Raw genomic sequence first — 21,727 nt, 5'->3', positions numbered from 1 at the left:
CCTGGTAACTACTGGCAACCTTGTGCCCTGAGGCACCCCAGGAGGAAAACATGACAAGACGGCTCGCAATACTGGCACTGTGTCTGCTGCTTGGCAGTTGCTCCAGCAGCTTTAGGGTTAAAAGTCAGGTTCCTCAGCCTTTGGTTCAGCCAATGCCCCTGACCATGGGAGCTTACTATCCAATGGCGTTACGTAACTACCGTTACGAAGAAAGCAACGAAGCACGTGAAGATTGGAATATCGAGCAAGGTGACGCGCAAATGCAAATGTTCAGCCGGGTACTGAGCGGTATGTTCAAAAACCTGGTGGAACTGCCTGCCCAATCTGGCTCTGCCGACCTGATCCTTACCCCCGTTGTGGAAGAGTTTCAATACACAGTGCCTCGGGAAACCCGCAGCAAAATTTACGAAGTGTGGTTTAAGTATCACCTGCAATTACACGAAGGTAGCGGCCGCCTGGTAGCAGACTGGTTTATGACTTCCTATGGCAAGACCCCCACCGCCTTTTCCACCACAGATGCTGATGGGTTGGAGCTGGCAATTCAAATGGCCCTGCGCGATGCCGGTGCCAAGTTACTTATGGATTTCTCCCGGGTACCGGAGATCCGTCAATGGATGGAGCAAAACCTCAATAAACATACCCTAGCTATCCGAGGAGAAAAACCATGAACCCATTCTATCTACTTCCCTTGCTACTCTTGGCCGGTTGCTCCAGCGTCACCATTGATGAATTTCGCAGCGGTAGCACCAGCTTAAACAGTGGCGAGTCTATTGTGATCCTCGGCAGGCGACATGCCAACAACTATGAAACCGAACCGTCGCTGATTAACTGCTTACAGGAAACCATGGCAAATAAAGGCCTTAACGTTATCCCTGAGCAGGAGTTTCTCGATGAATTTTATCCCTTTTTTGAACCCCGTACCGCACCGCTCAACCTACCGGGCATCAATAAACTCCGTAGCTACGATAAGCTGGCACAGCGTATGGAACAGCGAAATCTTCGCTATCTGATTTGGGTTGACGGTAATACAGAGACCACCTCTAGTGTCGGCTCCATCAGTTGTGCTCTGGTGCCGGGAGGTGGGTGTCTGGGCTTTGGTAGTTGGGATGATGAGGCTGGCTACGAGTCGGTAATTTGGGATCTTAAACGCGAAGTTGTCGCTGGACGCATTCATACCAGTGCCAAAGGCACGTCCTATATGCCAGCAGTGGTAATTCCAATTCCTTTGCTGGCACAGGTTGAAAGCGAGGCCTGCAAAGGACTGGGTAAGCAGTTAAGCGAATTTTTCCAACCACAAGGAGAGCCGAGCCATGGCGTACAGAATTAGTCTGTTGTTTATCCTGGGGGCCATTTGTTTAGTTAACGGTTGCGCCACTAATCCAGCCACGGGTGATGCCGAGTTTGTTACTATGTCGGAGTCCAGTGAGCTGGAAATCGGTCAGGAGATGCATAAGAAGATCCTGGAAACTCAGCCTATCTATGAAGACGAAAAAGTCACCGCCTATGTAAACCGGATCGGCCAGGCACTGGCCAAAGTTGGTGAGCGCCCGGAGCTTACCTATCACTTTACGGTGCTGGACAATCCGCAAATTAATGCCTTTGCTCTGCCCGGTGGTTATATTTATGTCAACCGCGGCCTGCTGGCCTACATGCACAGTGAAGCTCAGCTAGCGGCCGTGCTAGCCCATGAGCTTGGTCATGTCACTGCGCGTCATGCCGTGCGACAGGACACCGCCCGCACCGGCGCCAAAGTACTGACCGTGATGTCGGTACTGACCACAGGTAGCTGGGCTTTGGGGGATGCAGCCAGTTTATGGAGTAGTGCTGCTGTAATGGGCTACGGGCGGGAAATGGAATTGGAAGCCGATGGTCTGGGAGCCCGTTATCTGTCTAAAGCAGGGTATTCCCCTCACGCCATGATTGAAGTGATCTCCACCCTCAAAGACCAGGAAAAATTTACCCGTCATCTGAACGCCAAATCCGGTCGTCAGCAAACCTACCATGGCTTGTTTTCCACCCACCCACGCAACGATACACGCTTAAAAGAAGTGGTAGATAAAGCCGCTGAACTGGAGAAGCACACTCAGGTCATGGCTAAGGACCCTGCGGAATTTCGCAACACCATGGAAGGGTTGGTATATGGCCCAAGTTACCGCCGTCCGGAACAGAATAACCCGTCAGAGGAAAACCGCTTTACTCACAGCCGTTTAGGTTTTTCTCTGGTATTTCCGGATGAATGGCAAGTGACAAATGCCGGGCACACTATAGTGGCCGAAGCGCCGGATAAAAGTGCACAAATCCATATGGAAGTCACCCGCCGTCAGGAAGAGCTGCCACCGGGTAATTACCTCCGTAAATATTACGATGTACCGCTTTTGATGCGTTCTGAAGACTTTAGTCAGGCCGGTATGTTAGGGCACACTGGTATCCGCCCGGCGGATGACAAACTCCCCCAACCCAGCCGGGTTGCCATTTTCTACCGTGGTTCGCTTATCTATATGCTCCAGGGGGAAGTAAATAAGCCTGCGCCAGATACGGATTACGACAAGCTATTTATGCACAGCATCCATAGTTTTGCCCCGGCTCGTGGCACCGCGGCACTGCCCAAAGCCAAAACCATCAGCTATGTGCAGGCGAGCCCCGGCACCACCTTTGCCGACATCGCCAAGCGTATGCGAATAGGTCGCTATGCCGAGGAACAACTGCGCCTGATCAACGGCTACTACCCCAGTGGTGAGCCGCAGGAGGGGGAGTGGTTGAAGATTATTAAATAAACAGTGGTCGGCAGCGTCCGACTATCCAAGTGTTAAGTGGATGCTACGGATGATCCGTAGCATCTAAACGGATACAATCAGAAAAGTACGGTGTTACGGCCTTTTCAAACTAAGGGCTGTCACTTCATTCCATCATCGCCTTAATATGCACTGTCACACTGCGACCCAGGGCACTCATGGCGTAGCCCCCTTCCAGGGTTGAAAGCATCTTGCCGTTACAATGTTTGTTGGCAATTTGCTTTAATTCGCGGGTGATCCAATCGTAGTCGGTCTCAACCAGGCGAAAATGCGCCATATCGTCTTCGTAATGACCGTCAAAACCAGCGGAAATCAAAATAAGCTGTGGAGCAAAGGCATCAATTTTGTCCAGCCACTGGTTAGTCACTGCCTCACGAAAACTGTCGCCGTCTGTGCCGGGAGGCAGCGGCAAATTGAGAATATGCTCATTACCCGGTCCGACATTAAATGGGTAAAAGGGATACTCATAAGAGGAGCAAAACAATACACGTTCGTCGTCAAAAAAGATGTCTTCGGTGCCATTACCGTGGTGAACATCAAAATCCACGATAGCGATGCGTTGCAACTTATACTTATGCATCGCCCAATGTGCCGCGACGGCAATATTGTTAAACAGGCAAAAGCCCATGGCCTTATCCCGCTCTGCATGGTGACCTGGCGGGCGTACGGCACAAAAAGCCTGCCCCACTTTATCCTGCATCAACATGTCCACCGCCATCACATTAGCCCCGGCGGCATAAAGGGCGGCTTCCAGGCTACGTGGCATCATGGTGGTGTCATCGTCCAACTGCACTTTGCCCTCTTTGGGCGTACAGGCAAACAGCTTGTCCACATAAGCCTTATCGTGCGCCAGATACAATTGCTTGCGGTTGGCCTTGTCCGCCTCGGCACGCAAAATGGAATAATCCAGTCCGGATGCTATGAGCCTGTCGTTGATAGCATCCAGACGCTCCGGTGATTCAGGATGTTCATCTCCAACATCATGCAGGGCGCAAGCCGGATGACTGATAAATACCAAGCTCATGAATCAGCCTTTAACGACAGTTTTAACATCACTTCTCCAGGATCTTCAGCGGGCATACGTTTAAAGTTGGCACTTTCAAACACCCTCAACATATTTTTATTGTCCGACCGCACATAGGCTTGCATGGATTCCAGGCCCCGCATACCGGCAATACGGATCATTTCGGCCAGCAGTTGGCGGGCCATGCCTTTACCGTGATATTTTTCACGGGTCACAAAGGCCACTTCACAGCTGCTGCCATCGTCATTCAGATAATACCGCCCTACCGCCTGAATTTCTGACACCGAGCCTTGCTGTCTGACGATACACAGCGCTAAATCGCGGCTCTGATCCACACTGACCAAACTGCAGGACTTTTCCCTCGTCATCTGGGTGGGATAATAGTTGTATCGATAAAACAGGGTTTCCTTGGTGTGCGAGTAGAAAAACTCCTGCAATCGGCGCTCATCCGCCGGGTTTAAAGGGCGCAAGTCAAAGCTCGCTCCATCAATAATCAGGGTTTTAACACTGATTTTGCCAAGCTCAGGTACTTCACGGGGATAGTCCTTCTGATAATGAGGTACCCAATAGTGTTTACGCACCTGCTCCAGTAACAGGGCTCGAAACTTAGGGTGGGCAACCCGAATCAATTCCAGCGCCCGCTCACGAATACTGCGGCCTTTTAACGAGGCAACACCAAACTCGGTCACCACGTAGTGAACATGCCCCCGCGAGGTGACCACCCCGCTGCCTTGGGTAATATGCGGCACAATGCGTGACACCTTACCGTTTTTGGCCGTAGAGGGCAAAGCGATGATGGGCTTACCGCCAGGGCTGATAGCCGCTCCACGGATAAAGTCCACCTGCCCGCCTATACCACTATAAAACTGATAACCGATGGAGTCCGCTACGACCTGACCGGTTAAGTCCACCTCAATGGCGCTATTGATAGCCACCATCTTATTGTTACGGGAGATATTTACCGGTGAATTGACATAGCCGCTTGGGTAGAACTCCACATGCGGATTGCCGTCAACAAAATCGTAAAGCCGCTTACTGCCAAGGCAAAAGCTGGTAACCGTTTTACCCGGGTGGAAGGTCTTCTTGCGGTTATTGATTACACCTTTGGCAATCAAATCGATGATGCCGTCAGTTATCAGCTCGCTGTGTACCCCCAGGTCTTTATGATGTTGCAAATATTGCAACACAGCATTAGGGATCTTACCTATCCCAAGTTGCAAGGTTGCACCGTCTTCCACCAACATCGACACATACTGGCCAATCCGTTCTGTGACAGGATCGGACTCAATATCTGGCATTTCCGGCAATTCCTGCTGGCGCTCAATACTAGCGCTTAATTGCGAGACGTGCACAAAAGAGTCGCCACTGGTGCGCGGCATCAATGGATTGATCTGGGCAATCACGTACTTGGCTTTACGTACCGCCGCTTGCACCACATCCACCGACACACCCAATGAGCAGTAACCAAACTTATCCGGGGGCCCTACCATAATTAACGCGGCATCCAGCGGCAAAATATCCGTTTCAAACAGGCTGGACACTTCGGACAAGAAGCACGGTGTATAGTCAGCTCGCCCTTCGGAAACGGCTGCCCGCATTTTGTCGCCGCCGATAAAAAAGGTATTTACCTTAAAAAGATCATTGTATTTAGGTTCTACCCAGCGGTGATCGGCCAGGGTCAGAATATGCACAACTTCTATATCATGCAGGCCCTGGGCATTGGCTATCAGGTCGTCTATCAGCGCATTAGGCACAGCGGCATGGGAGCCGAGAAAAATACGATTACCGGATTTTAATAAAGTCTGCCAATCAGGCCGGTTCGGCAACGCGGTATACATATGTAACTCCTTTAATACCCGGGCGATGTACAAGCTATTTTGTCACCCAGCAAGCCTTCATGGTTTGATATAAACCAAAGCGCTTCGAGTTATCTGCAACTTGCCGTAACATTAGCAGATAGACTTGGTAGTAAATAGTAATTCCATTAAATAACAAAATCTTAGTTCATGGTATTAGCTGTTGTATGAACGGAAGCAAAAAATGAGTCGAGCAGGTAATCTGCCTCTTAGGATCTTAATCATCATCCCCACAACCTTGCTGTTTCTGGTTGGTGCCATGCTAATCGGTGGCATATTTGTGCATACCAGCCTGGATACAGGCAGAGCATTTGGTCATCAGATGGCAGAAGAGCGCAGCAAGCGACTAGCCAGCCAAATATTGCAACTAACCGAACAACTGCCCGCAGTCTTAACCTTAAATGCCGAAGGTATACTAAGTGGACGCCTGGATATCCAACAACCAGAAAGCCTGGCACCCTGGCTGTATACACAAATCCGGCAGTTTGAGCGTATCTCTTTTATTTCTGTTGCCTTACCGGATGGACGCTATATTACCGGTGCCCGCGATCCAGGCGAAAACATCCAACCGCATATTGCCGCTAATTTCATTGATGGCCGATTAAAGTTAGCGGGTTATCAGGCCAATCCTGACGGTAGCCTTGGAGCCCGTAATTCAGAATTACTGGACTACGATCCCAGACAGCGTCCCTTTATGTTGGCAGCCCTCAAAACACCGGGCGAGTTGGCCTGGGGAAGCATATACCACTATGCCGGGATGCCAGACTTTGGTATCAGTATGTCGCTGGCGGTGCTTGATGCTCAAGGTAAAGTGATTGCCGTTTGTGGTGTGGATATGGCCTTGGAACGGCTCAACGAGTTTATGGCAGATATTCCTTTGGGTAACGCTGGAGTCGCCTATCTGGCCGATGCTGAGGGTAAATTGATTGCCACCTCGTCACCCACACTGCCCTTTGTCGACCCCGACAATCCATCTAACCGCCTGAATTTGGCAACTCACCCTAGCGCACTGCTACGTAAAGTCAGCCAATACCAGGTGGATGACAGGCCATTTGTGGGAGCCCTGGATGCCGGGGATAGCCGCTATCTAACCAATATTCGCCGTATTGACCTTGGCTATGGCAAACATTGGCAACTGGGCGTGCTGCTGCCAGAACAGGAATTTGTCGGCAAAACCGAGCAAACCACCCGTCACGCGCTGGGATTTGTGCTTATGACCTTAGTCTTGCTGGCGCTATGCGGCGCCTTGTTAGGGGGCTTTATTGCCCGACCTATTGAACAAATTTCGCAACTGGCAAACAGCCGGGCCTTAAATGCACTGCGGCAGAATAGCTTCAAAGCCAGTCAGATCCGAGAAGTGCAGCATCTGTCCGCCAGCCTTGCCCATCTAGGCGATGAATTAGCCGACGCCATAGATAAACTGGAAGACCGCGTTATTCATCGCACCCAACAGTTGCAGGAGGCCAACGATAAATTACAGCAACTCTCCATTCAGGACAGCCTGACCGGCATTGCTAACCGCCGGGCCTTTGACGAGCATTTGCGCCAACAATGGCTGAATGCCAAACGGGAAAAGCAGCCCTTGTCTTTGCTGCTTATCGATATTGACCATTTCAAGGCCTTTAATGACAAATATGGCCACCCTGCTGGCGATCAGGCGCTTATCCAGGTTGCTGAACAACTGGCTCAGCAGCTGCACCGCCCAGATGATTTAGTCGCGCGCTATGGCGGCGAGGAATTTGCCGTAATCCTGCCCAACACCACAGTTACAGCCGCCGCAGTGCTGGCGGAGCAGATGCGTCAGGCCATTGCCGGCCGCCCCGCCATGATTGATGACAAACCTTATTTTTTAACTATCAGTATTGGCTTATCCAGTGTTATACCTACTGCAGAACACAATACCAGGGCACTATTGCAACGTGCCGACCAGCATCTCTACCAAGCTAAGGCCGATGGCCGGAATCGGGTATCTATGGATGAACAATAGATGGCAACCAAGCAACCGGCCAGCCACGAGTTAACAGAACAACACGCCTCCAGTACTGCACAAAGGCAGTCTTTCTGGCTGCTGTGCGCCGCATTAGTTCTGACTAAACTAGGTGATTTGCTCGCGTCCCCCAAGATAGTGCTGACCTGGTTACTCGGCAGCGTCGGTGCTTCACCGGCGCTTATTTCTATGTTAGTGCCTATTCGCGAGTCCGGCTCAATGATCCCACAAATCGCCATTGGCGCCTGGGCAAATCGTTTCGTACATCGCAAAGGGCTCTGGCAACTGGGCGCACTGATACAGGGACTGGCCGTACTGGGCATGATGCTGGCATTGTGGCGTCTAACAGGGAATGCCGCTGGCTATACAGTATTAGCGCTGTTGGTGCTATTCAGTCTGGCCCGCGCGCTCTGCTCCGTCACTATTAAGGACATACAGGGAAAAGTCATTATCAAACAACAGCGTGGACGCCTGTCTGGCTATGCCGCCAGCCTCGCAGGTGCGCTGACGTTTATCATTAGCCTGCTGTTTTTCATAGACGCTAGGTCTATAAGTACCGGGGCGTATCTATGGTTATTGCTGACAGCAGGTCTGCTCTGGCTAATAGCTGGACTGTTGTTTTTTACCTTGCGGGAACCAGCCGGGGAATGCAGACCGCCTGGCAACAACAAATTTTCCGCAATTAAAAACGCCTGGCAGTTACTCAATCAAGACCGAAGGTTCCGCCATTTTGTACTTTCCCGCGCTCTGCTGATGGGCTCTGCCCTGTCCGCGCCTTTTATTCTGCTGCTGGCCCAAAACAGGCAAGCCGAGACCAGCACCTTCGCCCTCTTTTTACTGGCCAGCAGTTTGGCCTCCAGTCTATCCGCCAGTATATGGGGGCTGATGGCAGACCAATCCAGCCGCCGGGTGATGCTGCTTGGCGGCGTATTGGCGGCACTAAGTTGCATGGCTGTATGGCTGGCAGAGCTTCAGCTCAATGATGCACCGGTTTGGCTGTATGCGCTGTTCTATCTGAGTTTGTCAATTGCCCACGAAGGGGTTCGTATCGGCAGGCAAACCTATCTGGTCAATATGGCCGGTGGCGTCAAACGTACTGACTATGTGTCGGTCAGCAACACTGTCATCGGCACACTCCTGCTACTGATGGGCGGCATCACGGCCTTTGTGGCGAGTATGTCGGTTCCGGCGGTTGTCTTGTTTTTGGGCTTAATGGGACTGGCGGGTAGTTGGTCTACCTGGCGAATGGCTGAAACTTAGTAGAGCAGATTAACCTTTTGAATTTGCAGCAGTTTGTGGTTCTTTAATACAAGGCAGAGTGAAGCTGGTGTCGTTATTCTGCCTAAGTGAGGGACAAGTCCGTATGGAACGGACTTGAACAGCGCTGCTCAAAAGGTCAACGGGCGCTAATCCTGCGCCTTAAGTTTGGCCTGAATAAACTGGCTATGGGGGATATACAGCAAGTCCGCAATACGGCGAATAATATGCTCTTCATGGCTATCCAGGTGCCCATCAGCATAGGCCAGCTGCCAGAGGTTTTCGAGGATCTGAACTTTCTGTACACCGCTATACTGCTGGTTTAAGAGCCGGGTAAAACTGACTAAGTCAGCCGCCTGCTCCGCATGTTGTCTGGAATCCCGAACTAACGCCTGCGCTTGTGATTCAGACACTGAAAATTCCCTTTTCAACAGTTGCGTAAGAAACTGAATTTCACTCTCTTCAAACTGATTATCGGCACGGGCGACTTCGACATACAACACAGCAGTGGCAAGATCTATTCCTAGATTTTGGTTGGTTGACGCTGGTTCCAACCTCAGCTGCAACCATTTTTTGACCTTAGTGATCATAGTGCCTGTCTAGTTCACCGAACACCTGCTTCTCATCAGCCAGGGTCATAAACAGAGGTTTGCAAATGTAGTAACCTTGCATGTAGCGCACGCCTTTCTCACGTAGGTAAGTAAATTCGCCTTCAGTTTCCACCCCCTCAGCCAGAAGCTTAATACCGAGACGCTCGGTAATTAACGCCATGCCACTGAAGATGGCTTGCTTGGCAGGATCTTTGTCAATACCTCGGATTAACAGCATATCCAGTTTAATTATATCAGGCTGAAACATCGCCAACAGATTAAGACCGGAATAGCCTTCGCCGAAATCATCTATCGCGGTCATAAATCCTTGCTTTTGGTAAGTACGAAAAATATCCAGAATTTTTGCAACATCGACCTTTTCGTGTTCAGTCACCTCAAAAATAATACTCTGATAAGGAAACCCATATTTTTGGGCTGCTTTTAGGGTTTCTCTCAGGCACGCCTCAGGTTCATAAACTGCGTTTGGCAAAAAGTTGATGCTCAACCGGGTATTACATCCCAGTTCTGAAGCAATTCGAATGGCTGTGGTACGGCAGGTTTGATCAAAACTATAGCGGTTTTTTTCTGTTACTTTAGACAACACTTGCCCTGCCCCCTCCCCATTAACGCCTCTCACGAGTGCTTCGTAAGCGAAAAGGGTACAGGTATGTAAATCTACTATTGGCTGAAAAGCCATAGCAATGTCAAATTCAAGCGGAACATCACAATCACATCGGCGGCAATTGTTCATACCATCAGGTTCTTGCGCTGATTATTTTACGTGAGCATAACAAAAGTTTTCGCCAAATTGCTGACAAAATTGTGTTGCAGCCTTGATTGATGCGTCTACAGATCCTCCAACTGCCCAGTCTCCAACAGCAGCCAAGCCCAATTCAGAATCAAACACAGGGGCAATTCGCGGTGCTTCAGATGCCAGTCTGGCATAGCGCCAAAAATGGGCATAACACTGTAATGTGTCTACGGTATCACGTTCGAACATCTGTGCTAACGCTGTTAGAGCCTTAAAACTAACCGCTTCACTACTCTCATCGCTTAATGAAGCAGATGCTTGGTGAGTCAGATACATTACCCAAGTTTGCAGTTGTGACTGACGCTGAGGTTTAGCGCTGTCCAATACCGCAAGTTGTAGCAATGAATCTGAGGAATAGATAATGGGCATAGCATCAGGAAGTGCTGACTGCAGTTGCACTGCTACAGCCCAGCAAGGTTGCCAATGCCTCTCTTCCAAAGGCGCTAACAATACATAAGGAGCAAGCAAAGAGTAAGTTTGTGGCCAGGGCGCTGTGACTATCACCCAGTCAAACAAACCAAACTTGCATTGAGTACTATCCCATAGAATCCACCCTTTGGGAGTCTTCTGCAAATGTGTGATTTGCACCGACGTGGCCAATCTGCAGCCTGTTAGCCAATGATGGCATGCCGCATTCATTCCTGGCACCATCACATAAATTGGCGCGCTCTCTTTTTCAGAAACAAAGGTTTCGCCTCGGTGGTAAGGCGTGACCATCCAGCGCCGGGCAATACCCAGACTTTCCAATTCGCTTATAATGTTTAGCACGGGTAATTGTGTTGGACGAATAAACGGCGCCCCGAGGTCAAACTGCCCCCAATGCGTGCGCTTACAGGTGGTTCTACCTCCCCGGCCGCGAGACTTCTCAAACACACTGACTTTATGCCCTTGTTTTTGCAAAGAAGCGGCGATCAGGCTACCGGTAACACCAGCTCCTACAACTGCGATATCCATGGCAAGGATTACTCAACGTAAAAAAAGTATATACGTGCCAGGCCAACAAAAGATCACGCTTTAACGACTTAGCTGCTGCTCCAGTAATGAAGCCAAACGCGCACCTGCCACTTGCAGGCGCTTAATCGCCAACGCTTGATCCCGCTGTTGCCGGCCCGCATCCACGACGTTGGATTGATTGGCGTACACCTGCCTTGTCAGGTTAAAGGACTCAGCAATCCACTGGCTTAATGGTGCAGATTGCCACTGGCTTCGCTGCACGTCATCACTGCCCTCCATCAAGCTGGCCGCCAGTTGTTCGGAGCGTGGTAAGCCTTTTAATACCAGGCCGTCCCAATAGTAATGCAGACTGACTTCATCACCTTTTACTTTTACCTTAGTGGTATTCCCACCTTTGTCATCGGCAAAACTCACATGCATAGGTTGGTGTATATCCCCGACTAGGTGCACGACAAAGGCCAAGGCTTCAGCTTGCTTATCTTTATCACCATTTTGAAGCTGAGCTTGCATCTCCTTCAATACACTGACAATGCAAGGGCGCGCACAATCCCGCGACATCTCAAAAACCTCTGCATCGCGTGGTAAATTCACATAATGCCAGGGGCCGGTGTGCGCATAGGCAGGTAGTTTCTGTTCACGGATTTTGTCCGCCCATACTGATGCCTCGCCGATATCTTTAAAACCTTTGTGCTTTAGCAAGGCATCAACTTTCTGCTGTGTAGCCTGACTTAACTGTGCATAGGCCAGCAGTGCCACGGTGCGGTGGCCTTTTTCCCCCCAGGCCAACGCTTGGCCACTAAGCAGTGAAAGTACCAGGGAGACTAAAGCAAGGTAGGTTTTCATTGTGACTCCAGCAAAACATTGTGACCATTGGCGGCATCAAAAAGCAGCGCATTGGTCAAATCCAGCGACAATCCCAGGCTTTGCCCAGGACTAAATTCACAATCCAGAGGCATACTGCTTAGCAACAACTCGCCACCGGGCAATTGCAATTCATACAGATAATCCGCGCCTCGAAATATTTGCCGTAGCACCCTGGCCTTAAGCTCAGAGGTAGGATCCGTTTTAACCTGATGCGGTCTGAGCAGCAGGCTCAATGATGTGCCACTGGCAACACTGACATTGCTCACTAATGGCCAATTGCCAACATCACCGGCTATCCGACCATCCCCCAAATACTCTACCTTCACTGTTGCGCCTTTGCCGATAAAATCAGCCACATGTAAGCTGGCTGGGCGACTGAACAAGGTGGCAGGACAACCCCATTGTAATAGTCTGCCCTGATCCATTACCCCCAGCTTGTCCGCCATGCTGAAGGCTTCAGATTTATCATGGGTAACCAACAAAGCGGTAATGCCCTGTTGCTTTAAAATCTGCCTGACCTGAGTGGCCAGACTGCCGCGAAGCTCAGTATCCAGGCTGGAAAAAGGCTCATCCAGCAGCAATAAATCCGGCTTTGGTGCCATCGCCCTGGCCAGGGCGACACGCTGCTGCTGACCGCCCGACAACGCATGACTGTAGCGATCGCCAAGCCCTTGCAATTCCACCAGCGTCAGCAAACTGTCAACCCGCTCACGCTGCTGCGCTTTAGGTAAACTACGAATGCCGAAGGCGATATTTTCTGCCACGGTTAAGTGGGGAAACAGGGCAAAATCCTGAAATACCATGCCTATCTGGCGTTTCTCTGGTGCAACGCTGAAGCCAGGGCGGCTGACATTTTTCTCATGTAAGTCGATACGACCTTCACTGATGGGTTCAAAGCCGGCAATCGCCCGCAAAACAGAGGTCTTGCCACACCCCGACGCGCCGAGTAAACAGCCTATTTCGCCAGCCTGCAAAGTCAGGTCAAAGCCCTGTACCACCTTGTTGGTGCCATAACTGATGGCCACATGTTCGAGTTGCAACATTATGCCGTTTCCTTATTGATGGCTCTGGACAACAAAATAACCGGCAGCAACCCGGCCACTAAGATCAGCAGTGCTGGCGCCGCAGCATCGGCCAGACGCTCATCTGAGGCTAATTCATAGGTACGAATAGCCAGGGTGTCGAAGTTAAAAGGGCGCAAAATCAAGGTAGCCGGTAACTCTTTCAACACATCAACAAACACCAGTAACACTGCGCTAAGCAAACTGGCCCGCAGCATCGGCAGATGCACTTGGCTAAAAACCCCTGTCGGGCTTAAGCCTAAACTTCGGCCAGCCATATCCATGCTGGGTTTAACCCGGGCAAGGCCTGTTTCCACCTGATGCAGACTAACCGCCAAAAAGCGCACCGCATAGGCAAACAACAGCGCAAACACCGTACCTGACAACAGCAGACCTGTACTGATCCCAAAACACGCTTGCAACAGCGCATCCAGAGATTTATCAAACCAGGCGAGCGGCACCATAGTCCCTACCGCAATAACAGTCCCCGGCAGCGCATACCCTAGTTTTGCTACCGTAACGGGCGCATTGATAAGTGGATCGCTTTTCAGTCGCTTGGCATAAGCAAACAGCATCGCCAGTAATAAAATGATCAATGCCGCCGTCAGCGCCAGTGAGAAACTGTTCCAGGCCAGTCGCCAAAACCGCGCGTCGAGTTGCTCCGGGCCAGTCAGCCAGGCCCAGTGCAGCAGCATGGCAAGTGGCAGTAAAAAGCCCAATGCCAGGACCAGGCTGCAAAAGGAAAACAATAACCAGCGCGTCAGCCCGGCCGGCCTGGTTCGGGCCTGCGTCTGACGTTTATGGCCCTGGTAGTAATATTGAATTTTACGACGGGAGTATTGCTCCCAGAGCACCAGTCCCATCACAAATAACATCAAAAGAGCGGATAACTGTGCTGCCGCCAGATGATTGCCCATGCCAAACCAGGTACGGAATATACCTGTGGTAAAGGTGCTAACACCAAAATATTCGACCGTGCCGAAATCGGCAAAGGCCTCCATCATAGCCAGTGCCGTACCACTTAGAATGGCAGGTCTGGCCATAGGCACTGCCACTTTCAGAAAATACTGTTGCGGGCTTTGCCCCATACTGCGACTGGCTTCCAACAAACTTTGCGATTGGTCACGAAAAGCGTTTCTGGCCAGCATAAATACATAGGGGTACAACACCAGGATCAGCATGGTGATGGCACCACCCAAAGAACGGATTTCAGGAAACCAATAGTCGCCGTAGCCCCAGCCAAAGGTTTCCCGCAAGGTGGTTTGCAGCGGACCAGCAAAATCCAGCAGACCGGTATAACAATAGGCAATAATGTAGGCAGGAATTGCCAGTGGCAGCAACAACAGCCATTCAAACCAGCTGCGACCGGGAAATTGATAGTGATGGCAACACCAAGCCAGGGAAGTCCCCAGCAGCATAGCACCCAGCCCCACGCCGAAGGCCAGCATCAGGCTGTTGAGCACATAATCCAACAGCACAGTGTCTGCCAGATGCTGCCAAACCAGCCATTGTGGCTGGCTGAGGCTGAATGTGACTAATAAAATAGGGAGCGCCAGCAGTGTGGCAGCCGTCAAGGTTATGCTTCGCCAGCCACTAAAAGGACCGGGGGATCTCAGTATTGCCAAACCTTGCTCTGCCTCTGAACTGCGTGGGCGCGCATTATCCCTGTTTTATCCGTTACTTCCAACCGGCATGATTCATCAGCATCAGGGCGTCGGTATTACGCGCCCCGACTTTTTCCAGTGGGATAGACTCGGCCTTAAATTCACCAAAACCTTTAAGCAATTCGCTGGACTCCACATCACTGCGCACCGGATATTCACCGTTATGTTCGGCATACCATTGCTGCGCATCTTTACTCAGCATAAATACCAGTAACTTGTTAGCGTTCTCTGCATTCGGCGCATGTTTGGTGACACCGGCACCAGAGATATTGACGTGGGTACCGCGATCAGATTGATTCGGCCAGAACACCTTCACTTTCTTAGCGGCTTCCACCTGCGATTTATCCGCATCAGTTAGCATACCGGCCAAGTAGTAGGTATTGGCAATAGCAATATCACACTGCCCAGCAGCAACGGCCTTGATTTGATCACGATCGCCGCCTTTGGGCGGGCGGGCAAAGTTCTTCACTAAGCCTTTTGCCAGCTCCAGCGTAGCCTGCTCACCAAGCTGCTCAATCAATGCCGACACCATAGACTGGTTATAAATATTGGTGGATGAACGCACACAGATTCGCCCTTTCCACTTGGCGTCGGTCAAGTCTTCCAGACGATTCAGCTCTTCAGGTTTAACTCTGTCGATTGCATACATAATAGGTCTGGCGCGCTTGGTCAGAGCAAACCACTGATTGTCCTGATCACGCAGATTGGCCGGCACCCATCGCATCAACTGTTCATTAGCCTGAGCGCTCTGCAGTAAATTCGATTCTTTGGCCCACTGTAAGCGGCCAACGTCGGTGGTCACCAACAAGTCTGCCGGGCTGAATTGGCCTTCGGTAGCAATGCGGGACAGCAAGGTGTCAGCATTACCAGTGATAAGGTTGACCTGAATACCGGTTTGCTTGGTGAAGTCATCCAGGACCGGCTTAATTAACGCTTCCTTACGGGCAGAATAAACATTCACTTCCTGTGCCGCCTGTACGGTGGTCACAGCAGATAACAAAAGGGCAAGGACAGAAACAGGTTTGAGCATAATTTCCCTCTTACGAAGATCAAGCGGCCAGTTCGGCACAGGATAAGACGGTCACTCTATCCTTTTTGATAACAATTCTCAATAACAACGAACGTCATCCACCGTCTCAGACTCTGCCTTGGCCGCATCAAACTCAGGCTTTACTCTGGTACATAAAATACTGGCATTCCTGCATACCCAGCTTCTGGTATGTCGCCTGAGCAACAAGATTCTCCTTTTCCACATACAAGCGGAAGCCACATACATTACCCTGCGCTTTAGCCATGTCTTGCACCTTATGATAAAGCGCGGAGTAAATTCCCTGTCGTCTGGCAGCAGGCACTACGTATACGCTTTGGATCCACCAGAACAAGCTGTTACGCCAGTCGCTCCACTCATAAGTTACCGCCAGGCTACCGACGATTTCACCTTCACGCTCAGCCACCAAATAAAAGCCGTAATGGGGGTGCTGAAGAATGCCGTTAACCCCCTGACGCAGCGTCTGTGCTTCCAGGGTCTTGTTTTCGGTTTCCAGCGCCATCGCCTGATTAAAGGCGGTTAATGCCTCAAGATCCTGGGCAACGGCCTGACGAAGAATAAAATCGGTCATCTGTATATCCTGACTAAAGGGCGCCAACGGCCCGCTATAAGTGCCGCGCATTCTAGCCGAAGCCCCAATGCAGGCCAAGGTTGGTCACCGCCAACATCAGTGCATCAAGCGTCTGGGCAAAGTGGCCCAGGTTGGTTAAGATCGCCCCATCAAATCAGCAGCAAGAATCTGACTATGAGCGACAATCCTCTGGTGTATTCCACCGCAACCGGGCGCATTGCCGAACCAACACCAGCTAAGCAAGCCCCCAAAGGCGACGGCATTATCCGTATCAAACGCGAAACCAAAGGCCGCAAAGGCAAAGGCGTGACGACGGTTTACGGCATGCAAATGGACGATAACGACATCAAACAGCTATGCAGCGATCTGAAAAAAGTCTGTGGCACAGGTGGTACAGTTAAAGAAGGCGTGATTGAGATTCAGGGTGACAATCGCGACAAGATAAAAGCATTGCTTGAAAAGAAAGGCTTTCAGGTTAAGCTTGCCGGAGGCTAACCGCCTTTCGTCAAGACATCGTCACTGAGGATCCCAAATGGAGCATATTTCCCGCAGCGAGCTGAGTATTTTGCTGGTTGAACCGTCCGATACCCAACGCAAAATCATCAGTGCTATGCTGGCCAAGGAACAAATCGGCCGGATCGAAACCGCAGGTAACGTTCAATCCGCACTGGAACATATTCATAAACACGGCGTTGATCTGGTGGTCAGTGCTATGTATTTCGAAGACGGCACAGGATTGGACCTGCTGAAAACCATCAAGCAGGACGAGAAAACCTCCTCGGTCGCCTTTATGCTGGTATCCAGCGAGTTCAGGCCAGCCAAGCTGGAAGAGTTTAAACAAGCCGGTGTTGTTGCCATACTGCCCAAGCCGTTTGAGCCGATTCACTTATCCAGAGCACTGAATGCCACACTGGATCTCATCAATGCAGAAGAACTTGAGCTTGAGCTGTTTGATATCCACGAAGTACGTGTATTGTTGGTAGATGACAGCCGCATGGCGCGCAACCACATTCGTCGCGTGTTGGAAAATATGGGTCTGAAGAAGATTACCGAAGCGGAAAACGGTGCCATGGCCCTCACCTTTCTGAAAGATAACGCCTTCGATTTATTGGTTACCGACTACAATATGCCGGAAATGGATGGTCGTGAGCTGTCTGAGTTTGTGCGCTACAACCCCGATACCGCGCATATTCCGATTATTATGGTGACCTCAGAAGCAAACAGCGCCCATATGAGTAATATTCAGCAGACTGGCGTGAATGCGCTTTGTGATAAGCCTTTTGAGTCGGCCGAAGTACGCAAAATGCTAAGTTCCCTGCTGGGGCAATAACGATTGAGTAGGAAACCGGCCCAGGCCGGTTTTTTTATACCGAGTAAACCTATTCTTGTCCGACCTCTTCAAATTATTTCGGCATAACCGTAAGATGTTCTAAAAACAAGGAATTACGTCATGCTCTCGACGACATCCCGCATCCTCAAAATCACCTTTTTGGGCCTGCTAAGCCTTATTTTACTGGTTCTGCTCGGCACCTATTTGTTGCTGCGCGCCAGCTTGCCGCAGTTGGATGGCCAGCAAAGCCTGCCAAATTTACAACAGGAGGTTACCGTTACACGGGATGAAGGCGGCATGGCCGTGTTCACCGCGCAGAACAGGCTGGATTTAGCCCGTGCGGTAGGATTTGTGCACGGACAGGAACGCTTCTTCCAGATGGATTTACTAAGACGTAACTCAGCCGGAGAGCTATCTGCCTTATTTGGTGAGGCCGCAATAAACCGCGATAAGGAAATTCGTCTGCACAGATTCCGCGACCGTGCCGAGCGTATCTTAGCGACCATGCCAGAGGAACACCAAAAGATAATCCAGGCCTATACAGAAGGTGTCAACCAAGGGCTGGAGCAACTTGGCGCCCGCTCGTTTGAATATTATCTGCTGAGCCTTGAGCCGACCAAATGGCAACCCGCCGACACCATGCTGACGCTATACAGCATGTATTTGGACTTGCAACACCATGACGGCCGCAGAGACTTCAGCCTGACTCTGATGAAGGCCCATCTTCCTGCCGACTTATATGCATTTTTACACCCCGAGGGGAGTCAATGGGATGCGCCTATCGATGACAGCCTGCGCAGTACCAATCCCCTGCCCTCATCAGGCTGGCCGTCTTCCAATAACCAGCAGTTAGTCATGCTGGACAATCATCCAGAAGACCGCACTATCGGCAGTAATAACTGGGCCGTCGGTGGAGCGCTGAGCCCCTATCAGGCGGGGATCCTGGCCGACGATATGCATTTAGGCCTGCGTGTTCCCAATATCTGGTTCAAGGCGCAGTTTAACTGGCAACAACATGGCCAGACCCGTCAGGTCACCGGCGTTACGCTACCAGGCACCCCTCTGATGGTGGTGGGCAGTAGCGGTAAGCTGGCCTGGGGTTTCACTAACAGCTACGGCGATTGGAGCGATCTTATCCGCCTCAAATTGAATGAAGCCGGAGATCAGTATCTGACCCCTGCAGGTTATCAACCTTTTGACTATGTCAGTCAAACCATAGAAATCAAAGGGGCGCCCACCCAGACCATTCAGGTAAAAGAGACTATCTGGGGGCCGGTGGTATCCGAAGATGAAGATGGCACACCGCTGGCACTGCGCTGGGTGGCTCATGATAATCAAGGGGCCAACCTTAATCTTATCGGCTTGGAACTGGCTGAGAATGTCGAGCAAGGGGCTGATGTAGGGGCAACGGCTGGTATGCCAGCACAAAACCTGATGATGGCCGATAGCCAGGGTAACATCGGCTGGACAATCTCCGGCCCTATGCCGATTCGCTATGGCTTCGATGGACGTTACATCGCCGACTGGAGCGATGGCAGCGCCGGCTGGTCAGGCTATCGCAGCGCCGAGGACTATCCCAAAGTAATTAATCCCACCGAACACAGGCTGTGGACCGCGAATTCTCGCGTGGTGGGCGGCGACATGTATGACAAAATCGGCGATGGCGGCTATGCCCTGGGTGCTCGCAACCAGCAAATTCGCGACGGGCTGCGTAATAAAGACCGCTTTAATGAGCAAGACTTATTGGATATTCAGTTAGACGACCGAGCGGTATTCCTAACCCCCTGGCGAGACTTTATGCTAAGCAGTGTGCTGCCTGGCAGCCATCACCTACAAAAAGATCTGGTCAAAGAAGCCCTGCAAAACTGGACAGCCAGAGCCTCCGAACATGATTTAGGCTACTTGCTGGTGCGCCAGTTCCGCTTAAATCTCAGGGACAAGGTCTATCAGGATTTGAACCGCCTGATGCTGGAGCATTCAGGGCGTTTTAACTTCAATGCGGTACGTAATCAGATGGAAGCCCCATTGTGGCAAATGGTCAGCGAGCAACCTGCCCACCTCATCCCCAGTGATTTTGACAGCTGGCAAGAACTCTTTAATGCCGCACTAACCGACAGCCTGGCCAAGCTTGACGCTGATTTCGGAGACTGGCGTACGCTGACCTGGGGGCAGTTTAACGCGGTGGATATTCGCCATCCTCTCAGTGCCTTTGTACCACTGCTGGGCAACCTCACGGATATGCCTAAGGAGTTGCTGGCTGGGGATAGCTTTATGCCTCGTGTCGCACAAAGCAGCTCAGGTGCTTCCCAACGTTTAGTGGTCGCACCAGGACACGAAGACAAGGCTATCTTCCATATGCCATCCAGCCAGGCTGGCCACCCACTTTCCCCCTATTTTGGTGTGGGCCACGAAGCTTGGCGTAGCGGTCAGCGCACCGGGCTGTTACCGGGTCCTGCGCGTTACAACCTTACCCTGCAACCAATTGGGGGTTGACAAGGGGGCCACTGCCCCCTTACATTCGGGCTCATGAAAACGATTAATTTTTCTTTTGCGCATTTTTTTACCTCACCTGAATCCGGGAGGTAGTTGGCTGCGCAAAAGCCGAATACAGAAAGCCTCCCTCCAGGGAGGTTTTTTTTTGACTTTTTTGGGGCAAATCACACCCCGTTTATCAGCAACAGGAACCACAGATGACAGACTATCAGGCACAACTGGAACAGATACGACAACATATCAGCGCGTTAGATGCGGAGTTACTCAGCTTGTTGGCTAAACGCCAGCAATACACCAATCAGGTGGCGGAAACCAAAATCAAAGCGCATATGCAGGTCAGAGATCCGGTTCGCGAAGAGCAGTTGCTGATCAAACTCATTAAGCAAGGTCAGTCGCTGGGGCTGACACCTCAGTACATCACCGCCCTGTTCCATGTGATTATTGAAGATTCTGTGCTTAATCAGCAGATGCTGTTGGCGCAAAAGGCCAATCCTGACAATGCCCAGCCCTTGAATCGCGTGGCATTTTTGGGCGACAAAGGTTCCTATAGCTATCTGGCAACACAAAAGTATTTTTCCCGCCGCTCCGGTGAACTGATGGAAATTGGCTGCCCCAGTTTCGATGCCATTATCCATAAAGTGGAAACCGGTGAGGCAGACTATGCAGTGCTTCCTATCGAAAACACCTCATCAGGCAGTATTAACGAGGTTTTTGATGTATTGCAGCACACCAGCCTGTCGATCATAGGCGAGCTGACCCATCCGGTTGAGCACGCATTGCTGGTCGCCTGTGATACCGATATCAGTAAACTTAAGACGCTATACGCTCATCCACAGGTATTCTCTCAGTGCAGCCATTTCCTGGCTGAGCTTGGCAATATTGAGGTTAAACCTACCGACAGCACCTCGGCCGCCATGTTGAAAGTCTCCGAGATGCAGGACCCTTGCGTTGCTGCCATCGGCAGTGCACCAGGTGGCGCTCTGTATGGCCTGACCCCGATCAAGTCCAACCTGGCCAACCAAAAGGAAAACCACAGCCGCTTTATCGTGGTAGCCAGAAAACCGGTTACCGTGCCGCTACAGATTCCGGCCAAAACCACCTTGGTAATGAGCACAGTGCAAAAGCCTGGTGCTCTGGTAGAAGCCTTGCTGGTCCTGCGGGACAACCAGATCAATATGACTAAGCTGGAATCACGGCCGATCAACGGTAACCCTTGGGAAGAGATGTTTTATATTGATGTGGAAGCCAATTTGCAGGACGGCCCCATGCAAACCGCCGTCGAGCAATTGCGTGGCATTACCCGCTCATTGAAAGTGCTGGGCTGCTATCCCAGTGAAGAAGTCACGCCAACCCGCGTTGCTGCGGCCAACGCACTCCAGGGCTGATAGCCAATTGAATGTCATGGTCAAAGGATATGACCATGAC

The 21,727-nt window shown here is 51.1% G+C and carries 19 protein-coding genes; 9 read left to right on the top strand and 10 right to left on the bottom strand.

Translation table 11 applies throughout. The features are described from left to right. Window positions 1–50 precede the first annotated feature (50 nt). The 3 genes from J0A65_RS04290 to J0A65_RS04280 are packed head-to-tail and all read left to right on the top strand — an operon-like array spanning window position 51 to window position 2,774. The gene (locus J0A65_RS04290) at window positions 51–668 is read left to right on the top strand and encodes a hypothetical protein (protein WP_206592882.1); all 618 of its coding nucleotides are present in this window, start codon (window positions 51–53) and stop codon (window positions 666–668) included. Continuing rightward, entirely contained in the window at window positions 665–1,327 is a 663-nt protein-coding gene (locus tag J0A65_RS04285; RefSeq protein WP_206592881.1) for a hypothetical protein, read from the top strand. Before J0A65_RS04290 ends, J0A65_RS04285 begins: the two co-directional genes overlap by 4 nt. Beyond that, complete coding sequence (locus tag J0A65_RS04280; protein WP_206592880.1) at window positions 1,311–2,774, top strand: M48 family metalloprotease; 1,464 nt, start codon at window positions 1,311–1,313, stop codon at window positions 2,772–2,774. The genes J0A65_RS04285 and J0A65_RS04280 overlap by 17 nt, the downstream gene beginning before the upstream one ends. A gap of 124 nt (window positions 2,775–2,898) precedes the next feature. Here the strand turns inward: J0A65_RS04280 and J0A65_RS04275 are convergent, their stop codons facing one another. Both J0A65_RS04275 and J0A65_RS04270 read right to left on the bottom strand, forming a co-directional pair. Further along, window positions 2,899–3,816: a histone deacetylase family protein gene (locus tag J0A65_RS04275; protein ID WP_206592879.1), complete on the bottom strand. Its 918-nt coding sequence runs from the start codon at window positions 3,814–3,816 to the stop codon at window positions 2,899–2,901. Then, window positions 3,813–5,654 (bottom strand): GNAT family N-acetyltransferase, encoded by a 1,842-nt coding sequence (locus J0A65_RS04270; protein ID WP_206592878.1) that lies wholly within the window; start codon window positions 5,652–5,654, stop codon window positions 3,813–3,815. Before J0A65_RS04270 ends, J0A65_RS04275 begins: the two co-directional genes overlap by 4 nt. Window positions 5,655–5,856: 202 nt before the next feature. On the opposite strand from J0A65_RS04270, the gene J0A65_RS04265 reads away from it, so the two are divergent. Both J0A65_RS04265 and J0A65_RS04260 read left to right on the top strand, forming a co-directional pair. Then, entirely contained in the window at window positions 5,857–7,659 is a 1,803-nt protein-coding gene (locus tag J0A65_RS04265) for a sensor domain-containing diguanylate cyclase (RefSeq protein ID WP_206592877.1), read from the top strand. Further along, window positions 7,660–8,919: an MFS transporter gene (locus tag J0A65_RS04260; protein WP_206592876.1), complete on the top strand. Its 1,260-nt coding sequence runs from the start codon at window positions 7,660–7,662 to the stop codon at window positions 8,917–8,919. A 146-nt stretch (window positions 8,920–9,065) separates the two neighbouring features. Here J0A65_RS04260 and J0A65_RS04255 read toward each other — a convergent pair whose 3' ends face one another. From J0A65_RS04255 to J0A65_RS04220, 8 genes are all read right to left on the bottom strand, one after another. Further along, the gene (locus J0A65_RS04255; protein WP_206592875.1) at window positions 9,066–9,506 is read right to left on the bottom strand and encodes a tellurite resistance TerB family protein; all 441 of its coding nucleotides are present in this window, start codon (window positions 9,504–9,506) and stop codon (window positions 9,066–9,068) included. After that, complete coding sequence (locus J0A65_RS04250) at window positions 9,496–10,257, bottom strand: EAL domain-containing protein (protein ID WP_206592874.1); 762 nt, start codon at window positions 10,255–10,257, stop codon at window positions 9,496–9,498. Before J0A65_RS04250 ends, J0A65_RS04255 begins: the two co-directional genes overlap by 11 nt. 21 nt (window positions 10,258–10,278) lie before the next feature. After that, on the bottom strand, window positions 10,279–11,271 hold the full coding sequence (locus J0A65_RS04245; protein ID WP_206592873.1) for an NAD(P)/FAD-dependent oxidoreductase: 993 nt from the start codon (window positions 11,269–11,271) through the stop codon (window positions 10,279–10,281). 60 nt (window positions 11,272–11,331) lie between these two features. Next, window positions 11,332–12,114 carry a S1/P1 nuclease gene (locus J0A65_RS04240; protein WP_206592872.1) on the bottom strand — a complete coding sequence of 261 codons (783 nt, stop codon included), beginning with the start codon at window positions 12,112–12,114 and terminating at the stop codon, window positions 11,332–11,334. After that, complete coding sequence (locus tag J0A65_RS04235; protein WP_206592871.1) at window positions 12,111–13,178, bottom strand: ABC transporter ATP-binding protein; 1,068 nt, start codon at window positions 13,176–13,178, stop codon at window positions 12,111–12,113. The genes J0A65_RS04240 and J0A65_RS04235 overlap by 4 nt, the downstream gene beginning before the upstream one ends. Next, window positions 13,178–14,770 (bottom strand): ABC transporter permease, encoded by a 1,593-nt coding sequence (locus J0A65_RS04230; protein ID WP_232849719.1) that lies wholly within the window; start codon window positions 14,768–14,770, stop codon window positions 13,178–13,180. The genes J0A65_RS04235 and J0A65_RS04230 overlap by 1 nt, the downstream gene beginning before the upstream one ends. A 103-nt stretch (window positions 14,771–14,873) precedes the next feature. Beyond that, window positions 14,874–15,890 (bottom strand): Fe(3+) ABC transporter substrate-binding protein, encoded by a 1,017-nt coding sequence (locus J0A65_RS04225; RefSeq protein ID WP_206592870.1) that lies wholly within the window; start codon window positions 15,888–15,890, stop codon window positions 14,874–14,876. A gap of 133 nt (window positions 15,891–16,023) precedes the next feature. Next, a complete protein-coding gene (locus J0A65_RS04220) occupies window positions 16,024–16,479 on the bottom strand; it encodes a GNAT family N-acetyltransferase (protein ID WP_206592869.1) in 456 nt (151 codons plus the stop codon). 174 nt (window positions 16,480–16,653) lie between these two features. Between J0A65_RS04220 and yciH the strand changes: the two genes are divergently transcribed. From yciH to pheA, 4 genes are all read left to right on the top strand, one after another. Beyond that, window positions 16,654–16,974 (top strand): stress response translation initiation inhibitor YciH, encoded by a 321-nt coding sequence (gene yciH / locus J0A65_RS04215; protein ID WP_206592868.1) that lies wholly within the window; start codon window positions 16,654–16,656, stop codon window positions 16,972–16,974. Window positions 16,975–17,011: 37 nt separating this feature from the next. After that, entirely contained in the window at window positions 17,012–17,809 is a 798-nt protein-coding gene (locus tag J0A65_RS04210; RefSeq protein WP_206592867.1) for a response regulator, read from the top strand. A gap of 120 nt (window positions 17,810–17,929) precedes the next feature. After that, on the top strand, window positions 17,930–20,302 hold the full coding sequence (locus tag J0A65_RS04205) for a penicillin acylase family protein (protein WP_206592866.1): 2,373 nt from the start codon (window positions 17,930–17,932) through the stop codon (window positions 20,300–20,302). A gap of 197 nt (window positions 20,303–20,499) precedes the next feature. Continuing rightward, window positions 20,500–21,687: a prephenate dehydratase gene (gene pheA, locus J0A65_RS04200; protein ID WP_206592865.1), complete on the top strand. Its 1,188-nt coding sequence runs from the start codon at window positions 20,500–20,502 to the stop codon at window positions 21,685–21,687. The last annotated feature ends 40 nt before the right edge of the window (window positions 21,688–21,727 follow it).

The sequence above is a fragment of the Bowmanella yangjiangensis genome, assembly GCF_017255015.1.
Classification (GTDB): domain Bacteria; phylum Pseudomonadota; class Gammaproteobacteria; order Enterobacterales; family Alteromonadaceae; genus Bowmanella; species Bowmanella yangjiangensis.
Note: the sequence above shows the minus strand (reverse complement) of the source record. Positions and strands in the feature narration are given on the sequence as shown.

Coding starts and splice junctions, on each gene's coding strand:
- J0A65_RS04290 (WP_206592882.1), top strand. CDS start 51: ATGACAAGACGGCTCGCAATACTGGCACTGTGTCTGCTGCTTGGCAGT.
- J0A65_RS04285 (WP_206592881.1), top strand. CDS start 665: ATGAACCCATTCTATCTACTTCCCTTGCTACTCTTGGCCGGTTGCTCC.
- J0A65_RS04280 (WP_206592880.1), top strand. CDS start 1,311: ATGGCGTACAGAATTAGTCTGTTGTTTATCCTGGGGGCCATTTGTTTA.
- J0A65_RS04275 (WP_206592879.1), bottom strand. CDS start 3,816: ATGAGCTTGGTATTTATCAGTCATCCGGCTTGCGCCCTGCATGATGTT.
- J0A65_RS04270 (WP_206592878.1), bottom strand. CDS start 5,654: ATGTATACCGCGTTGCCGAACCGGCCTGATTGGCAGACTTTATTAAAA.
- J0A65_RS04265 (WP_206592877.1), top strand. CDS start 5,857: ATGAGTCGAGCAGGTAATCTGCCTCTTAGGATCTTAATCATCATCCCC.
- J0A65_RS04260 (WP_206592876.1), top strand. CDS start 7,660: ATGGCAACCAAGCAACCGGCCAGCCACGAGTTAACAGAACAACACGCC.
- J0A65_RS04255 (WP_206592875.1), bottom strand. CDS start 9,506: ATGATCACTAAGGTCAAAAAATGGTTGCAGCTGAGGTTGGAACCAGCG.
- J0A65_RS04250 (WP_206592874.1), bottom strand. CDS start 10,257: ATGAACAATTGCCGCCGATGTGATTGTGATGTTCCGCTTGAATTTGAC.
- J0A65_RS04245 (WP_206592873.1), bottom strand. CDS start 11,271: ATGGATATCGCAGTTGTAGGAGCTGGTGTTACCGGTAGCCTGATCGCC.
- J0A65_RS04240 (WP_206592872.1), bottom strand. CDS start 12,114: ATGAAAACCTACCTTGCTTTAGTCTCCCTGGTACTTTCACTGCTTAGT.
- J0A65_RS04235 (WP_206592871.1), bottom strand. CDS start 13,178: ATGTTGCAACTCGAACATGTGGCCATCAGTTATGGCACCAACAAGGTG.
- J0A65_RS04225 (WP_206592870.1), bottom strand. CDS start 15,890: ATGCTCAAACCTGTTTCTGTCCTTGCCCTTTTGTTATCTGCTGTGACC.
- J0A65_RS04220 (WP_206592869.1), bottom strand. CDS start 16,479: ATGACCGATTTTATTCTTCGTCAGGCCGTTGCCCAGGATCTTGAGGCA.
- yciH (WP_206592868.1), top strand. CDS start 16,654: ATGAGCGACAATCCTCTGGTGTATTCCACCGCAACCGGGCGCATTGCC.
- J0A65_RS04210 (WP_206592867.1), top strand. CDS start 17,012: ATGGAGCATATTTCCCGCAGCGAGCTGAGTATTTTGCTGGTTGAACCG.
- J0A65_RS04205 (WP_206592866.1), top strand. CDS start 17,930: ATGCTCTCGACGACATCCCGCATCCTCAAAATCACCTTTTTGGGCCTG.
- pheA (WP_206592865.1), top strand. CDS start 20,500: ATGACAGACTATCAGGCACAACTGGAACAGATACGACAACATATCAGC.